This window comes from Campylobacter concisus (genome assembly GCF_902460595.1).
GTDB classification, from domain to species: Bacteria; Campylobacterota; Campylobacteria; order Campylobacterales; family Campylobacteraceae; genus Campylobacter_A; species Campylobacter_A concisus_BL.
In genome coordinates, this window is sequence record NZ_CABPVA010000002.1 from 22,597 (window position 1) to 39,099 (window position 16,503).

Sequence of the window (16,503 nt, forward strand, 5' to 3'; positions counted from 1 at the left end):
GTTTGTCTTTATGAAAAAGTCTCTAGAAAGGGAAATTATAAGTCATAGTGATAAGATGTGAAGGCTTAAAGCCATCTGCATGTGATAAAATAGGTTAATAGATATTGATGATGAAGAGATGACTATGTTAAAAATTATGGGTACCTTAGATTTTTTATAATACTGAAGTCAAAAAGAGTCTGTTTGAAGCTTTAAATGTTAAAGGTATAGAAAAGTAATTTTTGACTAACTGATGATTTGACAATGCAGAGCTCGTGCAGATTGAGGTTTTGGCATTAATGATCAAATCACAAATTAGGTGTATAGATATTTTTAATGATTCAAGGCATGTTTGTTGATAATGAAATAATTTTTTGCAAAAAGTACTATTGATTATACTAAATTTTTTATAAAACTACCATGAACTTGGTGTTTCAAAACGGAAATGGCGTTTATGTAAAGAGTCTTAGATGATTAGCAAACACATCTTGTAATGTTATAAGTAAGCAAATAATTTTTTTATTTAAAAACTCTTTCATGTCTAGCATAAATTTGATATGTTTTTAAGCATCAAAACATTATTTCGTCACCATTTGTGTTGGTAATATAAAGTTTGGCTTTTTACACATCTAATTCTCTTTATTCTTGTGTAGATCACAGCAAAATAGCTATGCTATGAATATTTAGTAGTTTATGTTCTTTTTGCGTTTGTGTTGGTTGTTCGTTTAGATGGCTGGTGACAAATATTTGGGATCGTTTAGATTAAGAGCCTGCGCAAGCGTTATTACTATTTGCACAACAATCTTTTTTATATACAGCTATATGCTTAAATAAAACTACTCGTTTGTCGGTGATTTGCCAGTTATGATGTGTTTTACTAAGTCTGAAAGAGCCATAAATACACCAGTGTTCATGTGCTTTTGCTTTAAACAACTATTGAATTATAGAAGAGTTGCGTTTTGGCTCACAACGGGCTTGATTTTTTGCGGTTGATTGCAATAGGATACGATGAAATTTGCTGGGATGAGAATGAGAATTTTAGTATGCCGCCAAACAGGGAGGGTAGCGATTTTATTGTGTATCCAAACATAGAATTTCAGCAGTGGATAGAGGATATGTTTAAAACAACCATTCCGCAAACAGCGCTTGAGCTGGTTACGCCCGCGCATATGGGCGACGAAAATTCAAACGACGAGTTTTTAATATGGGTAAATCGCATCGCGGAGTAAATCTTGATATAAAATTAAATAAATTTAGCTCAGGATGGGTTAAGCGGATTTCTCTTGTCATCTTTAGTAAAACAGATGATATCGAAAAACATAAAAATAAGTGTAAAATTTGCTATATGTAAATTTAACCAGCTCTATTTAGCCCACCTTTATAAAATTCTCTTGGTTTTTAAAGAATGGTTTTAACCCCTCGTAGGCTGCTTGGATTTTTTTAAATTTAGCGTTATATTCGTTTTTGATGCTTTCGCTTTTGCTTGAGTGTCTGTCTGGGTGGTAAATTTTAGCAAGGGTCAGGTAGTTATCTCTTACGGTTTCGAAGCTATCGCTATTTGAGCAGCCTAAAATTTCAAAATTTTCTTCTAGTAAATTTGCCAAAGCGCTGAAGCGACTTTTAAATTTGGCCGAGTTTTGGATCTTGTAGTTTCTTTTGAACTCTTTAAATTTGCTCTCGTTGTAGTTAAAATTTACTATAAATTTTAGATGTTCGCGTCTTGAGATGATCTCTTCTATCAAGTCAAAATCGCTATCTTTTTTTATTTTTAGGCTAAATTTATGATTTTTCTCGTCAAATTTAGACTCATTGCTTTTAAAATTTTGCAAAATGTAGCTAGCAAAAGCTCTTGGAGTGTTGTTTAGCGTAAAGATCATCTCGCCATATAAAAACTCAATGTCGATGTTGTAGATGTTTGTTAGAGCGTTTCTTTGCACTAAAGATAGTTTTATGGTTTTGTATTTTGCAAAGGTCACGTCAAGCTCGTTGCCCTGTTTTTCGTAGAGTTTTTTTATAAATTTTAAGAAGCATTTTCGCTGCGGGATCTCGCTCTCTTCGTAAAAAGAGATGATCTTGTCTTTGTTTGCTAGGGTTTTTGTGAAATTTTTACTTATCAGTGCGCGAAGCTCGCAAAAAAGGGCGTCGCTATCGGTTAAAATGCTTAAAGATTCTAAAGTTTGGGTTATATTCATGGGTTTCTCCATTCAAAATATCCCCACTTAAAGCAACTAGCGTTCCAAAGTTAAATTTTCCTGATATTGCTATCTTTTGTATATGCTAAAAACTCATCTCTTAGCTTTTGTTCTTTGTGCAAGATCGCCTCTTCTTTTGTGTGAGAAACGGCCTCTTTTTGGGGCTTTTTAGCCACGCCTTGCTCTTTTGCAAGCTCTTTTTTTATCTCTTTTAGACTATCGAAAAAATCGTTCATTTTTGCTCCTTTTGCACAATGGATTTTACTAAAAAGGTTATAAATTTAAAATGAATACAATCTCTTTTTAAGGAAAGTTTGGTTAATATCACAACTTAATTTTTCATGTGCGCTCGTAGCTCAGCTGGATAGAGCATTTGATTGCGGTTCAAAAGGTCAGAGATTCGAATTCTCTCGGGCGCACCATCCTTTTTCTCCCCAAATTTTATTTTCAGACCACTTTTTAGATTAGTTAAATTTATAAAAAACTCTATTTAGATATAGCCCTTCAGCTGATGCTGGTATGCGAGTTAGGGCAGGATGTCCATTTAGCGAAGCTTTGATGAGCTTGCTACCATCTTTTTGCTTTAGCGCTTTTAGTAAATTTGCAACCATGAGGCGTACCTGGCCACGCAAAAAACCATTTGCCTTAAAAACGATGATAGTTTGCTCTTTGTATGCGTAGCAAAATGCTTTGTAAATTTCGCGCACTGGGCTTTTTGTGTCGCTTCCAGTTTTCATATATGCGCTAAAATCATGCTCGCCGATAAAATTTTGCAAAATTTCATTTGCTTTTCTGGTGTCAAATTTAGGCAAAAACACCTTGTAGTTTGAGCTAAAAACATCAAATTTGCCGTGATCTATCACATATCTATACGACCTTGCTACTGCGTCATATCTTGCTTGAAAACTTTCATCCACTAAATTTATGCGTTTTATGTGAATGTTTGGGTGTGCGTGGCGGTTTATGAGATCTCTTAGGCGCTCTAAATTTGTAAAGTGATCGCCGCAAACGACGCTTGAGCTTTGGTTGTTTGCGTGCACGCTTTTATCAGTGCGCGAGCTAGAGACCACTCTTTCGAAAATGCCAACGTGAGCTAGGGCGCGCTCTAACTCATCCTCTACGCCATTTTCGTGTGGCTGGGTCTGCGAGCCTTGAAATTTAGAGCCATCGTAGCTGTAGATTAGCTGAATTTTCATCAGTATCTTCGTGTGATCTTGGCTTTATAAAGCAAGACGCCAGCTAGTAAAAATACGAAAAATATGAGCGGTATCGCTAGTGCTGGCTTTGATGAAAAGAGCATTATGAGCGTAAAATATCCAAACAAAACGCCAAAAGTGCCAACATAGACCATGCCCTTTTCGTATCTGTATGTGACGATGCCAAGGCTGATAGCAAAGAGCGTGCTTGCAAGCGGGAAGAGGGCCACTAGGACGTAAGTACTAAGATCTTTTCTACGTTTATCGCTGCTAGCTGCCTCCATCCAGTACTCTTTGATGCTGCCAACGTCGCTTATTTCCTCACTTTGGGCGGTTCTTATCTTCATCGATTTGAAGTTACTTTGATGATAAATTTCATCTCTGATGTCATACATTTTGCCCTCGTTTAAAGAGAGTTCCACACTTTGACCCACGTTTATGATCTTTGCGTTTTTAGCGGTTATTAGGCGCTGTGAGTCTTTGACAAAGGGGTTAAACATCACGATATCTTTGTAGGTCGTGCCATTTTTGTCTTCACTTTCGCTGCCCACATAGACCATCCAGTCGGAGAATTTTTGTCCAAACTGAGTTGGCTTTAAATTTAGCTTAGCAACTGTCTTTTTATAGTCGATGAAATTTGCATTTAGCTGGGCGGCTATTGGTATCATGACGATGGCAACTACCAGCAAGGCAGCGCTTAAAAGAGCTGAAAATGCTAAGAAAAATCTTGCAATTTTATTTGGTGAGCCACCAAGTGTAAAGATGACGATACTTTCATTCTCTTTTGATAGCCTAAAAAGTGTCATTGCAAGTGAGACGAAAAACGCGATAGGCACGACAAATAGCAGCACGCGAGGGAGCATAAATGAGTAGAGTTTAAAGAGCTCGCCAAAGCTGATCTCGATGTATGAGGTGATACGCGCGATCTGGATGAAAAAGACGATCGACATGATCAAAAAAAGTGTACTAAATAGCGATGCAAACGTGCCTAAAAAGTTAAACAAAAGATATTTATTTACTCTACTCATAAATGAACCTTAAAATTTCTAAAATTTGCCCGTCATAAGCGTAGGTGACAAGCAGCCCTAGGCTTAAAAACGGCACAAAGGCTAGCTCGTAGCCCTTTTTGCGAACGAGCGCATAGACTGGAAGCGTAAGAAGTGCGGCCAGATAGATCGCCACAAGGGCTAGCTTGGCTGGTAAAATGGCTCCGATGATCGCTGCGATAAAGATATCGGCACTACCCATGGCTTCGCGCTTCATTGCAAAGCTCACGACAAATCTTAGCGCCCAAAAGATAAATCCAAAAAGGATTAAATTTAAAATTTGAGCAAAATTTCCTTTAAAGATAAAAAGCAGCAGGGCGTAGCCAAATGCAAAAAATAGCGCTGCAAAAAGGAGTGGATCTGGCACGGCTTTATATCTTATATCTATGACGCTAAGGGCTAGTAGCATGATAAAGCAAAGCCCTAAAAATAGCGCATAAAGCAAGGTTTCTAAGCTTAAAACTTCGCCGCACTCTTTAAAAAAGCAGATCAGAAAAAGTATCCCAGAGACTAGCTCAACCAGCGGATAGACAAGGCTTATCTTTTGCTTGCAAAAGGCGCATTTTCCGCCTAAAAATAGCCATGACAAAAGTGGAACGTTGTGATAAAAATTTAGCTTGTGAGAGCATTTTGGACAGTGAGAAGCTGGGAAATTTATGCTTTCACTTCGTGGCAAGCGGTATATCAGCACATTTGAAAATGAACCCACGCAGATGCCAAGAACAAAAGCAAAAACGGCAAAAAAGATGACTAAAATATCCATAATCTCACTAAACTCCGCCAAATCTTCGCTCTATATCTTTAAATTTCGCAACGATGCTTGCAAGCTCATCCTTGCCAAAGTCAGGCCAAAGTGTCGGCGTGAAAAATAGCTCCGCGTAGCTTGCCTGCCAGAGCATGAAATTTGAAAGCCTGCTCTCGCCGCCAGTTCTAATGAGAAGATCCACTGGCTCACTCTCATCAAGTGCCGCATTTAAGCTCGTTTCATTTATCTCGCAACCTTTTAAATTTAGCTTTTTTATGGCTCTTATGATCTCATCTTTTGAGCCGTAGTTTATCGCTAAATTTAAAAGCAAATTTGTATTTTCCCTTGTTGCATTTTTGGTGATCTCTATCTCATTTTTTAGCTCATCGCTAAATGGCGAGATGTCGCCGATCGTGTTAAATTTGATCCCATTTTTTATAAAATCATCACGCTTTAAAAGAAGAAATTTTTTAAGTAAATTCATCAAAAAATCAACCTCTTTTTGCGGTCTTTTCCAGTTTTCGGTGCTAAATGCGTAAAGGCTTAAAATTTTCACCCCGTTATCTATGCAAAATTCGCACATATCGCTCACTACATTTGCTCCGGCCTCGTGTCCATTTGTTCGTAAAAATCCACGCTTTTTCGCCCAGCGTCCGTTGCCGTCCATGATGATAGCGAGGTGGTTAAGTTTGTTCAATGTCTAGCCTTTAAAGTCAATTATCTGCTCTTTTTTACTCCAAAGAGCGCTTACGTTTTGCACCACAACTGCGGCGCTGAATTCGCTTTTTAACAAGCTTGCGACATTGCTAAATGGAGTTGCGATCTCATATAAATTTTCATCTTTAAATTTAAAAATAAGCGGCGCAAAATTTGAAAAAACAAGAAAAACTATCATCTCATTTGCCTCTTTTTTAAGCTGGAAGATGCCGTTTGTGCCGCTATACGCAAATGGTATATGCACGACGTTTTCTTGCAGAGCAAAGAGCATTTTTGCCAGCACTCTCATCTCATCTTTTGTTTTAACTTCGCCTAAGTTTTTAAATAAATAGCTGTAAAGCCAGGATAAATTTTCGTTTTTTACCAAATTTTCTATCAAATTTAGCCCGTCAGCCAAAACGTCCTCATCTAAAATTTTTGGCTTTTCGTATAAATTTTTTATGACGATGTTTTCGCCCTGACTATGCACCTCGCCCCAGTATCTTGAGCCCACGTTTAGCTCTTTTACACTTTTTGTGTTTAAATTTCTATTTGCGAAATTTAAGATATATCTGTTAAAACCGACCTTTTGGCTCACCAAAATGCTAAGCGGCAAGGACGAATTTATCGCTACTAGCGGGGCTTGACTGTTTTTTGCTATCTTTTGGACGCGTGAGATTTGCTCTATCATAAATTTGCTGCTAGCTCCACGATGCGCCCTGCGATCTCATCTTTTGAGGCAAGCGGTAGCAGGGTTTCGTCACCACTTGTAATGAAATTTACCTCGTTTTGCTCACTTGCAAAGCCATTTTTCTCGCCCAAAATATTTAGACAAACTGCGTCAAGCCCTTTTTTCTCTAGCATTGATCTTGCGCTTTTAAGAGCGTTTTCGTTTGAAATCTCAAGTTTAAAGCCGATCTTTTTACATTTAAACTCTTTTAAGCTTTGCAAAATATCGACATTTTTCTTTAGGTTTAAATTAAAGCTTTCTCCAACGTCCTCTTTTTTTATCTTGCCATCAATTTTTGTTGGTACAAAATCGCTCACCGCAGCACACATTACAAGTAAATTTGCCTCCTCGCACTCGCTCTTACAAAGCTCTAAAAGCTCGCCACTTGAGCTAAATTTAAGGCTAAGAAACGGCTCGCTACTAGTTTCAAAGCTAGCAAGCAGTTTTACCTCCGCACCTGCGTAGTAAAAGGCTCTAGCCAAAGCTCTTGCCATCTTGCCACTTGAGAAATTTGTAATGGCTCTAACATCATCTATCTTTTCAGTTGTCGCACCGCCCGTTATCACTACTTTTTTACCTGCGAAAAGTGGCTTGCTAAGCCTTTTAATAGCAGCTTCTACTATCGCTTCAGGGCTTGCTAAAGCACCCTTGCCAACGTCACCGCAAGCTAGAGTTTTAAGGACTGGCTCAACTACTAAAGCGCCGTTTTTCTTTAAAATTTCAAGCGAATTTTGCGTCGTGAAGTGCTCGATCATATTGTTATTTGCTGCTGGAGCAATGACCAAAGGCACGTGCGAGGCAGCGATTAGCGTTTGCATGAAGACATTGTCGCAGATCCCAGCTGTTAGCTTATTTATCGTATTTACCGAGGCGGGTGCGATGAGGACTAGATCCATTTTAGAGTAGGCTATGTGATTTACGCCATCTTGCCAGTTTTGCGTTTGTGAGCTTAAAATTTTATGCTCGCTTAGCGCCTCAAAGCCGCTTACACTGCAAAATTCAAGCGCTCCGTCACTTAAAGCCACATAGACATCAGTGCCTTGCTTTTTAAGCAGTGATAAAATTTCGAATGCCTTGTAAAAGGCGATACTGCCGCAAACGGCAAGTAAAATTTTCTTATTTTTTAACATCGTCTTTGCCAAAGAATTTCTCAAAAAAGCCGCTTTTGTTCTCTTGGCGACCTCTGCTGATAGCTAGAGCACCGCTCTCAACGTCTTTTGTGATGGTGCTACCAGCTGCGATGATGACGTTATCAGCGATATTTACAGGGGCGACTAGCTGTGTATCTGAGCCAACAAAGACGTTTTTGCCGATCTTTGTTTTGTATTTTGCCTTGCCGTCGTAGTTGCATGTGATCGTGCCACAACCGATATTTGTGCCACTTTCTATCTCGCAGTCGCCAAGATAGCTCAAATGTCCAGCTTTTACGCCGCTAAGGACGCCCTTTTTAACCTCGACGAAATTTCCTATGTGCGTGTCAGAAATTTCAGAATTTGGCCTTATGTGAGCTAGTGGGCCGATGTCTGAGTTTTTGATGACGCTACTTTCTATCACTGATGAGCTTTTAATGATGCTCTCAGAGATAACGCACTCGCCAAGGATGCTTACGTTTTCTTCGAGCACGCACTCGCCTTCAAATTTAGCCCTGCTGTCTATGAAAATGCTCTCAGGCATGCGCATCAAAACACCAGCTTTCATCAAATTTTGTTTGATCTCATCTTGCATGATTTTTTCGGCGATGCTTAGCTGAAATTTATCATTTATGCCCATGAAATTTTGCTCATTAACATTTACTGCAACGCACTTTAAGCCCTTTTTATTTGCTATTTTTATGGCGTCAGTTAGGTAGTACTCTTTTTGCGCGTTTTGGTTGCTTATGAGCGGTAAAATTTGCTCTAGCGCCTCGCGTTTAAAGCAGTAGCAGCCAGCATTTACGCTTTTTATGGCAAGCTGCGCTTCGCTCGCATCTTTTTGCTCGACGATGGCCTCAACTTTGCCGTTTTTTATGATGACTCTGCCGTAGCCAAAAGGATTTGCCGCTTCAAATGAGCTCATAACTACGTCTGCTTCGGCATTTGCTAGACGCATAAGGTCAGTTGATCTAACAAGTGGCATGTCGCCGCAAGTGACAAGCACCTTTTCGCCGCTTAAGCTTACGCCTTTTATAGCGCCAGCAGTACCTGGGAAATTTGCTAGATCTTGCTCGAAAATTTTAGTTTGAGGGAAAATTTCTTTTATCTTTTTGCTAATTAACTCTTTTTCGTAGTGAAGCACGACGCTAACGTCATTTGTGATCGCATAAGCTTGCTTTAAGATGTGAATGATCATTGGCTCGCCGCATAGCTCAAATAGGACTTTTGGGCGTTTTGATTTCATCCTGGTGCCAAGACCAGCAGCTAGGATTATGATTGAAGTATTATTGTTCATTTTTAAGCCTTTTAACGTTAAAAATTTCGCAGATTGTAGCAAAAAATGGCAAACATTTTTTTTAATTTAACGATTTTTTCAACAAAAAGCTAATAGAATAGGCAATCTTAAGAATTTATAAATAAAGCGAGTTTAAATGGATTTAGGAACCGTCGTCGGCTGGGTTTTGACCCTAGTGCTTTTGTTTGGATCAATGGCGATAGGCGTTGGTATAGGACCATACATCGATATCCCTTCTGTGATGATCGTTTTTGGTGGTACTATCGGCGTTATGATGGTTGGCTTCAAGATGGAGACGCTTAAAGGTATCGGTAAATTTTATGGTGTCGCTGTTAAGCCATCAGTTGTTGTAAATTTACCTGAGACTATAAAAAAAGTAGTTGATTACTCAACCAAAGCTAGGCGAGATGGCATTTTGGCACTTGAGAGCGAAGTAAATAATGAGACAAATCAATTTTTAAAAAAAGGGCTTTCGATGGCAGTTGATGGCAATGAGCCAGATGCGATCAGAGCGCTTTTAGAGATCGATATAGATCAAACTAGCACAAGACATGCAAATAACATCAAAATTTTCGAGCAAGTAGGCGGTTTTGCAGGTGCGATGGGTATGATCGGAACGCTCATTGGCCTTGTTGCGATGCTTCTAAATATGTCAGATCCTAGTGCGATCGGTCCATCTATGGCGGTTGCCTTGCTTACGACACTTTATGGTGCGATGATAGGTAACATCATCGGCTCGCCTGTTGCAAACATCCTCTCGATCCGCGATGCTGATGAGGCACTTGAGAAGCAAGTCATTTTAGAGGGAATTATGGCGATACAAGCAGGGGACAACCCAAGAACTCTTGAGGCTAAGCTCTTAGCATTTTTACCTCCAAAAGATAGAAAAAGTCAGTTTGAATAATGGGTAAGTTAATAAAACCAGAAGAGTGCCCAAAGTGTATGCCTGAGTGGCTGGCTGCCTTTGGTGACCTTATGTCACTCCTACTTTGCTTCTTTGTTTTGCTCCTTTCTATGGCGACGATGGATGCTAAAAAAATGGAGGCTGCTGTTGGCTCACTAGCTGGTGCGCTAAGCGTGTTAGAGGGTGGCGCAAGACCAGATAGTCAGGTAGAAAAAGAGACAGATCCTGAAAGCAGACGCACTCCAAAGCCAAAAGCTCAAAAAGGCGCTCAAAACGAGGTCACTTCGACTGTTAAAAAGATAAATGAGTTACTAACGGCTAGTGGGGCACCTGAGATCACTATGGAGGAGAGCGAGGATGGCTTTATCGTGAGACTTCCAGCTGCGATGCTCTTTGACAAAGATAGCGCTGAAATTTCTGGCGAGGATGCGAAGCTCTTTTTAAAGCGAATAGGCATGATCATAGCCAAAATGCCAAATGAAGTAAAAACGGATATCATCGGATACACTGATAATACAAATCCAAGTAAAGACTCTATATACAAAAACAACTGGCAGCTCTCTACCGCAAGAGCGCTAAGTGTGCTTGAAGAGCTAGTTAGCGATGGCGTGCCACAAGAGAGGCTTATCACTTCTGGCAGAGCCTCTTTTGATCCGATCGCTAGCAACAGCACAGAGGAGGGCAGAGCTAAAAACAATAGAGTAGAAATTCACTTCGTTTCGCTCGAGCCAAAAAATAAAGAGGCTACTAAGAAAAGTATCCTTGATACGAGGAATTAGTCGTGAAAGCACTGCTTAGTTTAGCGGTTTTGTTTTGTGTGGTTTTTGGCGCTGATCCTGCGCTACCAACTATAAATTTAAGCCTAAATTCACCGCAAAATGCCGAGCAGCTTGTAAATTCACTAAATGTTTTACTAATCCTCACCGCACTAGCACTCGCTCCTTCGCTCATCTTTATGATGACGAGCTTTTTGCGCCTTGTCATTGTATTTTCATTTTTGCGTCAAGCGATGGGCACGCAGCAAGTGCCACCTTCAACGGTGCTTATCTCGCTTGCGATGGTGCTTACATTTTTCATCATGGAGCCAGTTGGTCAAAGAAGCTACGATGAGGGCATAAAGCCTTATATAGCCGAGCAGATAGGCTATGAGGAGATGCTTGATAAGAGCTTAAAGCCATTTAAAGAATTTATGGTCAAAAACACTAGAGAGAAGGATCTGGCGTTATTTTTTAGGATTAGAAATTTGCAAAATCCAGCAAATATCGAGGAGATCCCGCTAAGCATCGCGATGTCAGCCTTTATGATAAGCGAGCTAAAGACATCTTTTGAGATAGCATTTTTGCTCTATCTGCCGTTTTTAGTTATCGACATGGTTGTAAGCTCCGTTTTGATGGCGATGGGTATGATGATGCTGCCTCCTGTTATGATCTCGCTGCCATTTAAGCTACTCATCTTTGTGCTAGTTGATGGCTGGAATTTGCTAATAGGAAATTTAGTAAAGAGCTTTCACTGATGAAGAAAATTTTATTAGCACTTTTGCCTTTGGCGCTATTTGGATCAAATTTAAGCGAGATAGCAAACAAGGCCACTCAAAATGAAATTTCAAAGATCAAAGAGCTTGAACTAAAAAGAGCAAATTTAAATGACGAAGCGACATCAAGCGCCTATTTGCCAAGCCTCAGCCTAGAGGGCTCATACGGCAAAAACGCAAGCACCTTTCCAAGCATAGTCGCCAAAGAGTCAGCTGGCGTGCTAGCTAGGATCGATTTTCTACTATACGACGGCGGGGCGAGAGAGGCTAGGCTAAAGATGAGCCAGCTTTTAAAAAACAAAGCCGCTATCACAAGTGATGAAGCCAAAAACTACCTTGCTTTTAAGGCTGTAAATTTATACTTTAACGCCTGCGCACTTGAAAATATAATAGCCGCCAAAAACGCTCAGGCAAATTTCTTAAAAGGCGTTTTAGACAAGCTTGAAAAGGCAAACAAAGCAGGACTTGCCCCAAAAGATGAGCTAGAAAATGTGCGGGCAAAATACCACCTAGCAAACAGCACGCAGCTTGAATACAAAAACAAAATGGAGCAAATTTTAAATGAGATAATTTTGCTAACAGGCGAGCAAATCGCGCCACTTAGCGGGGCAAAAATGGCTGATATTAGCTCAAATTTAGCTTCAAAAAACGCCGAGCTTGACAGGCTAAATCAAGATATTTTTATAAGCGAAGCTAAGCTTAGCGAGACAAGAGCTGGCTTTTTACCTCAAATTTCGCTTTATGATACATATGGATTTTACAAAAATAACTACGACATCGACCTTGGCAAGTATAGCGCTTACCGCCCATATCTTGATAAATATCTAAAAGAAGATACGCACGGCAATAAATTTGGCGTTAGCTTTAGGTGGAAAATTTTTGACTTTTTTGCCACTAGTAAGATGAGCCAAACTAGCAAGATCGCGCTTGATGAAGCGAGGCTAAATTTAGAGTATAAAAAGCGTGAAAACGAGACAAAACTTAAAAATTTACAAAACGAGATCGCAACTCTTAGCTCAAAGATCGCCTCGCTAAATGAGTATGTAAAGGCGAGTGATCTAGCACTTAAAGCGAGCTTTGAGAAGTATAACTCTGGGCTTTTAGGATATAGCGACCTGCTTGAGGCGCTCTCACAAAAATTTGACGCCATTAGCCTTTTTGAAGGGGCAAAAGATGAGCTGGAGATAAAAAAGGCGGAGTATTTTTTTGAAAGCGGCGAGCGAATTTTAGAGAGGATTAGGGATTGAAAAAACTTATAATTTTAATGATATTTTGCATTTTTTCATTTGCAGGGGAGGAAATTTTTGCTGATTTTGAAGTTTATGCCAAGCAAAGCTCAAAGCTTGCATTTGAGAGCAGTGGCAAGGTAGATAAAATTTTTGTAGATGTCTCAAGTCACGTTAAAAAGGGCGACGCTTTAGCTAGTCTTGATCAAACAAGCCTTGAGATCGCTCTAAAAAAGGCAAAAAACGACCTAGCGCTTGCCAAAAATGCCAAAGAATTTGCTAAAAACACCTTTAATAAATTTAGCCAAGTAAAGGACGTCACTTCAAAACAAGAATTTGATGAGGTAAAGTATAAATTTGATGAGGCAACTCTTAGAGTGCAAAGCGCTGAGATCGCCATTTTAAACGCAGATGATCATCTTAAAAAGGCTCTTTTAAAAGCTCCTTTTGATGGCGTCATAGCTAGTAAAAATGTCGAGCTTGGCGAGAGCGCTTCGCCGCTTCAGCCAGCCTTTGTCTTAAACTCCGAAGAGGTTAAAATTTTAATAGCTATCGACGAAAAATATGCAAATTTAGTAAAAGTTGACGATACATTTAAATTTAAGCTCGACGCCATGAGCGAAGAAAAAGAGCTAAAAATCGCGCTCATTCATCCAGAGATAAAAAGAGAGACTAGAAAATTTTACGCCGAAGCTTACGATGTGGGGATGAAGCCAGGCATGTTTGGTCAAGGAAAAGTGATAATCGGCGAAAATAAATGATAAAAACAGCCATAAACCGCCCCATAACTACGCTTATGATATTTTTAAGCCTCGTTGTCTTTGGCATCTACTCGCTAAAGACGATGAATGTAAATTTATATCCGCAAGTAAATATCCCGATAGTAAAGATCACAACCTACGCAAATGGCGATATGAACTACATCAAGACAAAGATCACGCAAAAGATCGAGGACGAGGTCTCAAGCATCGAGGGGATAAAAAAGCTTTACTCAACTAGCTTTGACAACCTAAGCGTGGTAAGTATCGAATTTGAGCTAAACAAAGACCTAGAGGGCGCTACAAACGACGTCCGCGACAAGATGCAAAAGGCGAGAGTTGGCGCAAACTACGAGATAGAAAAGCTAAACGGGCTCTCTTCTTCTGTGTTTAGCCTTTTTATCACAAGGCTTGATGGCAACGAAACCAAGCTCATGCAAGAGATCGATGACGTAGCAAAGCCATTTTTAGAGCGCATAAGCGGCGTTTCAAAGGTTAAGACTAATGGCTTTTTGGAGCCAGCGGTGAAAATTTTACTAGATAGATTTAAACTTGATAAAAACGCCCTTAGTGCAAATGAAGTGGCAAATTTGATAAAGGTTGAAAATTTAAAAGCGCCACTTGGCAAGATAGAAAATGAGCAGATCCAAATGGCGATCAAGTCAAATTTCAGCGCCAAAAGCATAGATGAGATAAGAAATTTAACGATCAAGCAAGGGGTCTTTTTAAAAGATATCGCAAGTGTCGAGTTAGCCCACAAAGACGCGAGCGAGGCTACTATAATGAACGAGCAAATCGGCGTCTTGCTGGGTCTTGAGCTAGCTCCAGACGCAAACGCTCTAACCGTGATCGCTCTAGCTAAGTCAAAACTAGATCAGTTTAAAAGCCTACTTGGTAGCGAATACGACGTAAAAATAGCCTACGATAAGAGCGAAGTGATACAAAAGCACATCGATCAAACCGCCTTTGATATGATCCTTGGCGTCTTGCTAACCATCGTGATCGTATATCTGTTTTTAAGAAATTTCTCGATCACCATCATCTCAGTCGTGGCGATACCAACTAGCATTGTAGCGACATTTTTCATCATAAATGCCCTAGGCTACGACATCAACCGCTTAAGCCTTATAGCGCTTACGCTTGGTATTGGAATTTTTATCGATGATGCGATAGTCGTCACTGAAAACATCGCTAGCCGGCTAAAAGATGAGCCAAATGCCCTAAAGGCAAGCTTTGCAGGCATAAAAGAGATAGCATTTAGCGTCTTTGCGATCTCGCTCGTGCTGCTTTGCGTCTTTGTGCCAATAGCCTTTATGAGTGGCATCGTTGGCAAGTACTTTAACTCATTTGCGATGAGCGTAGCAGCTGGCATCGTCATCTCGTTTTTCGTGAGTATATTTCTTGTGCCGACGCTTAGTGCTAGGTTTGTAAATGCTAAGGAGAGCAAATTTTATATAAAGAGCGAGCCATTTTTTGAAGCGCTTGAAAATTTCTATGAGAAGCTTTTAACTTTAGCGCTTAAATTTAAGCTCATATTTTTAGCTATAACGCTTGTGGTCGTTGTTTGCTCGTTTGGACTGGCTAAATTTGTAGGTGGTGACTTCATGCCAAGCGAGGATAACTCGGAGTTTAACATCTACTTTAAGCTTGACCCTTCACTTAGCCTGCAAGCTAGCAAAGAGAGGCTAAAAGATAAAATTTCACTCATAAACGCCGATCCTCAGGTCGCCTACGCCTACTTCATCCTTGGCTACACAGACGCCAAGCAGCCTTATCTTGTAAAAGCTTACGTTAGGCTAAAGGAGCTAAAAGATAGAGCTAATCACGAGCGGCAAAACGCTATCATGCAGAGGTTTCGCGACAAGCTAAAAAGTGACGATATGAGTGTCATTGTGGCTGACTTGCCAGTTGTCGAAGGTGGCGATGTGCAGCCAGTTAAGCTTACTATCACGTCTGAAAATGGCAAAGATCTAGAGAAATTTGTACCAAAGATCAGCAAAATGCTAAAAGAGATAAATGACGCAACGGACGTAAATTCGCCGGAAGAAGATCTGCTAAAGCGTGTGCAAATTTCTATCGATGAAGATAAGGCTAAGAGGCTAAATTTAGATAAAGCCAGCATTGCAAGCGCCGTTTATAGCGCATTTAGCCAGAACGAGGTCTCTGTTTTTGAAAACGAAAATGGCAAAGAGTATGAGCTTTACATGCGTCTTGATGATAAATTTAGAAGCGATACAAATGATATCTTAAAGACCAAGATAAGAAGCAATGAGGGTTTTTTCGTGACACTTGGTGATGTGGCGACGCTTAGTTTTGAGCAAAAGCCAGCTAGCATTTCAAGGTTTAATAGAGCCGATGAGATCAAATTTCTAGCAAATACCAAAAACAACGCTCCGCTAAATAACGTGGCAAATGAAATTTCAAAGAAGCTTGATGAAATTTTGCCAGCAAATTTCAAGTATAAATTTCTTGGTTTTGTCGAGCTGATGGACGATACGAACGCTTCTTTTATATTTACGGTGAGTGCTAGTGCGGTGCTTATTTACATGGTGCTTGCTGCGCTTTATGAGAGCTTTTTGCTGCCATTTCTCATCATGCTAGCCATGCCGCTTGCCTTTTGTGGCGTGGTGATAGGGCTTTTCATAAGCGGCAATCCATTTAGCCTATTTGTCATGGTTGGCGTCATCTTGCTCTTTGGCATGGTCGGTAAAAATGCCATTTTAGTCGTTGATTTTGCAAATCACTTTGCAAATAGCGGTATGGAGGCAAACGAAGCTGTGAAAATGGCTGCTAAAAAGCGCTTAAGGGCTGTTTTGATGACCACTTTTGCGATGATATTTGCCATGCTGCCTCTTGCGCTTGGCAGAGGCGCTGGCTTTGAGGCCAACTCGCCTATGGCTATAAGCATCATCTTTGGGCTCATTAGCTCGACCTTGCTAAGCCTACTTGTCGTGCCAGTGCTATTTGCTTGGGTCTATAATCTTGATAAATTTATAAGAAAATTTTATGAAAGGGAGAGAATTTGAAGAATATTTTGGCGGTTTTGCTCTTTGCTTTGCCTCTTTGGGCTGGA

Annotated in this window: 16 protein-coding genes and 1 tRNA gene; 8 read left to right on the plus strand and 9 right to left on the minus strand. The window is 40.1% G+C overall.

Going from position 1 to position 16,503, the window contains the following annotated elements; all coding sequences use genetic code 11:
• Positions 1 to 962: 962 nt before the first annotated feature.
• Entirely contained in the window at positions 963 to 1,208 is a 246-nt protein-coding gene (locus F3G86_RS04855; protein ID WP_223228554.1) for a hypothetical protein, read from the plus strand.
• Between the two features lie 138 nt (positions 1,209 to 1,346).
• Here F3G86_RS04855 and F3G86_RS04860 read toward each other — a convergent pair whose 3' ends face one another.
• Together F3G86_RS04860 and F3G86_RS04865 are read right to left on the minus strand one after the other, a co-directional pair.
• On the minus strand, positions 1,347 to 2,171 hold the full coding sequence (locus F3G86_RS04860; protein WP_149723167.1) for an adenylosuccinate lyase: 825 nt from the start codon (positions 2,169 to 2,171) through the stop codon (positions 1,347 to 1,349).
• Between the two features lie 50 nt (positions 2,172 to 2,221).
• Complete coding sequence (locus F3G86_RS04865) at positions 2,222 to 2,407, minus strand: hypothetical protein (RefSeq protein WP_103573497.1); 186 nt, start codon at positions 2,405 to 2,407, stop codon at positions 2,222 to 2,224.
• Between the two features lie 109 nt (positions 2,408 to 2,516).
• On the opposite strand from F3G86_RS04865, the gene F3G86_RS04870 reads away from it, so the two are divergent.
• Positions 2,517 to 2,593, plus strand: a tRNA-Arg gene (locus tag F3G86_RS04870).
• Positions 2,594 to 2,635: 42 nt separating this feature from the next.
• Here F3G86_RS04870 and truA read toward each other — a convergent pair.
• The 7 genes from truA to glmU are packed head-to-tail and all read right to left on the minus strand — an operon-like array spanning position 2,636 to position 9,011.
• Positions 2,636 to 3,367, minus strand: coding sequence for a tRNA pseudouridine(38-40) synthase TruA (gene truA, locus F3G86_RS04875; RefSeq protein ID WP_149723168.1), 732 nt, complete (start codon positions 3,365 to 3,367; stop codon positions 2,636 to 2,638).
• On the minus strand, positions 3,367 to 4,395 hold the full coding sequence (locus F3G86_RS04880; RefSeq protein WP_148785471.1) for an LptF/LptG family permease: 1,029 nt from the start codon (positions 4,393 to 4,395) through the stop codon (positions 3,367 to 3,369). Before F3G86_RS04880 ends, truA begins: the two co-directional genes overlap by 1 nt.
• The gene (locus F3G86_RS04885) at positions 4,388 to 5,176 is read right to left on the minus strand and encodes a prepilin peptidase (RefSeq protein WP_149723326.1); all 789 of its coding nucleotides are present in this window, start codon (positions 5,174 to 5,176) and stop codon (positions 4,388 to 4,390) included. Before F3G86_RS04885 ends, F3G86_RS04880 begins: the two co-directional genes overlap by 8 nt.
• Before the next feature lie 7 nt (positions 5,177 to 5,183).
• Positions 5,184 to 5,855, minus strand: coding sequence for a polyprenyl diphosphate synthase (gene uppS, locus F3G86_RS04890; protein ID WP_012001542.1), 672 nt, complete (start codon positions 5,853 to 5,855; stop codon positions 5,184 to 5,186).
• Between the two features lie 3 nt (positions 5,856 to 5,858).
• Positions 5,859 to 6,545 carry a hypothetical protein gene (locus F3G86_RS04895; RefSeq protein WP_149723169.1) on the minus strand — a complete coding sequence of 229 codons (687 nt, stop codon included), beginning with the start codon at positions 6,543 to 6,545 and terminating at the stop codon, positions 5,859 to 5,861.
• On the minus strand, positions 6,542 to 7,714 hold the full coding sequence (gene coaBC, locus F3G86_RS04900; RefSeq protein WP_149723327.1) for a bifunctional phosphopantothenoylcysteine decarboxylase/phosphopantothenate--cysteine ligase CoaBC: 1,173 nt from the start codon (positions 7,712 to 7,714) through the stop codon (positions 6,542 to 6,544). The genes F3G86_RS04895 and coaBC overlap by 4 nt, the downstream gene beginning before the upstream one ends.
• Positions 7,701 to 9,011 carry a bifunctional UDP-N-acetylglucosamine diphosphorylase/glucosamine-1-phosphate N-acetyltransferase GlmU gene (glmU, locus tag F3G86_RS04905; protein ID WP_149723170.1) on the minus strand — a complete coding sequence of 437 codons (1,311 nt, stop codon included), beginning with the start codon at positions 9,009 to 9,011 and terminating at the stop codon, positions 7,701 to 7,703. Before glmU ends, coaBC begins: the two co-directional genes overlap by 14 nt.
• Positions 9,012 to 9,147: 136 nt before the next feature.
• Here glmU and F3G86_RS04910 point away from each other — a divergent pair, with 136 nt between their 5' ends.
• Genes F3G86_RS04910 through F3G86_RS04935 form a run of 6 tightly spaced genes read left to right on the plus strand, consistent with a single transcriptional unit; the run spans position 9,148 to position 16,456 of the window.
• Complete coding sequence (locus tag F3G86_RS04910) at positions 9,148 to 9,915, plus strand: motility protein A (protein ID WP_021086711.1); 768 nt, start codon at positions 9,148 to 9,150, stop codon at positions 9,913 to 9,915.
• Positions 9,915 to 10,694 carry a flagellar motor protein MotB gene (locus F3G86_RS04915; protein ID WP_009293623.1) on the plus strand — a complete coding sequence of 260 codons (780 nt, stop codon included), beginning with the start codon at positions 9,915 to 9,917 and terminating at the stop codon, positions 10,692 to 10,694. The genes F3G86_RS04910 and F3G86_RS04915 overlap by 1 nt, the downstream gene beginning before the upstream one ends.
• A gap of 11 nt (positions 10,695 to 10,705) precedes the next feature.
• Complete coding sequence (gene fliP, locus F3G86_RS04920; protein ID WP_374220070.1) at positions 10,706 to 11,428, plus strand: flagellar type III secretion system pore protein FliP; 723 nt, start codon at positions 10,706 to 10,708, stop codon at positions 11,426 to 11,428.
• Entirely contained in the window at positions 11,428 to 12,693 is a 1,266-nt protein-coding gene (locus F3G86_RS04925; protein WP_149723171.1) for a TolC family protein, read from the plus strand. The genes fliP and F3G86_RS04925 overlap by 1 nt, the downstream gene beginning before the upstream one ends.
• Positions 12,690 to 13,433 (plus strand): efflux RND transporter periplasmic adaptor subunit, encoded by a 744-nt coding sequence (locus F3G86_RS04930; protein ID WP_149723172.1) that lies wholly within the window; start codon positions 12,690 to 12,692, stop codon positions 13,431 to 13,433. Before F3G86_RS04925 ends, F3G86_RS04930 begins: the two co-directional genes overlap by 4 nt.
• Positions 13,430 to 16,456 (plus strand): efflux RND transporter permease subunit, encoded by a 3,027-nt coding sequence (locus tag F3G86_RS04935; protein ID WP_149723173.1) that lies wholly within the window; start codon positions 13,430 to 13,432, stop codon positions 16,454 to 16,456. Before F3G86_RS04930 ends, F3G86_RS04935 begins: the two co-directional genes overlap by 4 nt.
• Positions 16,457 to 16,503: the final 47 nt, after the last annotated feature.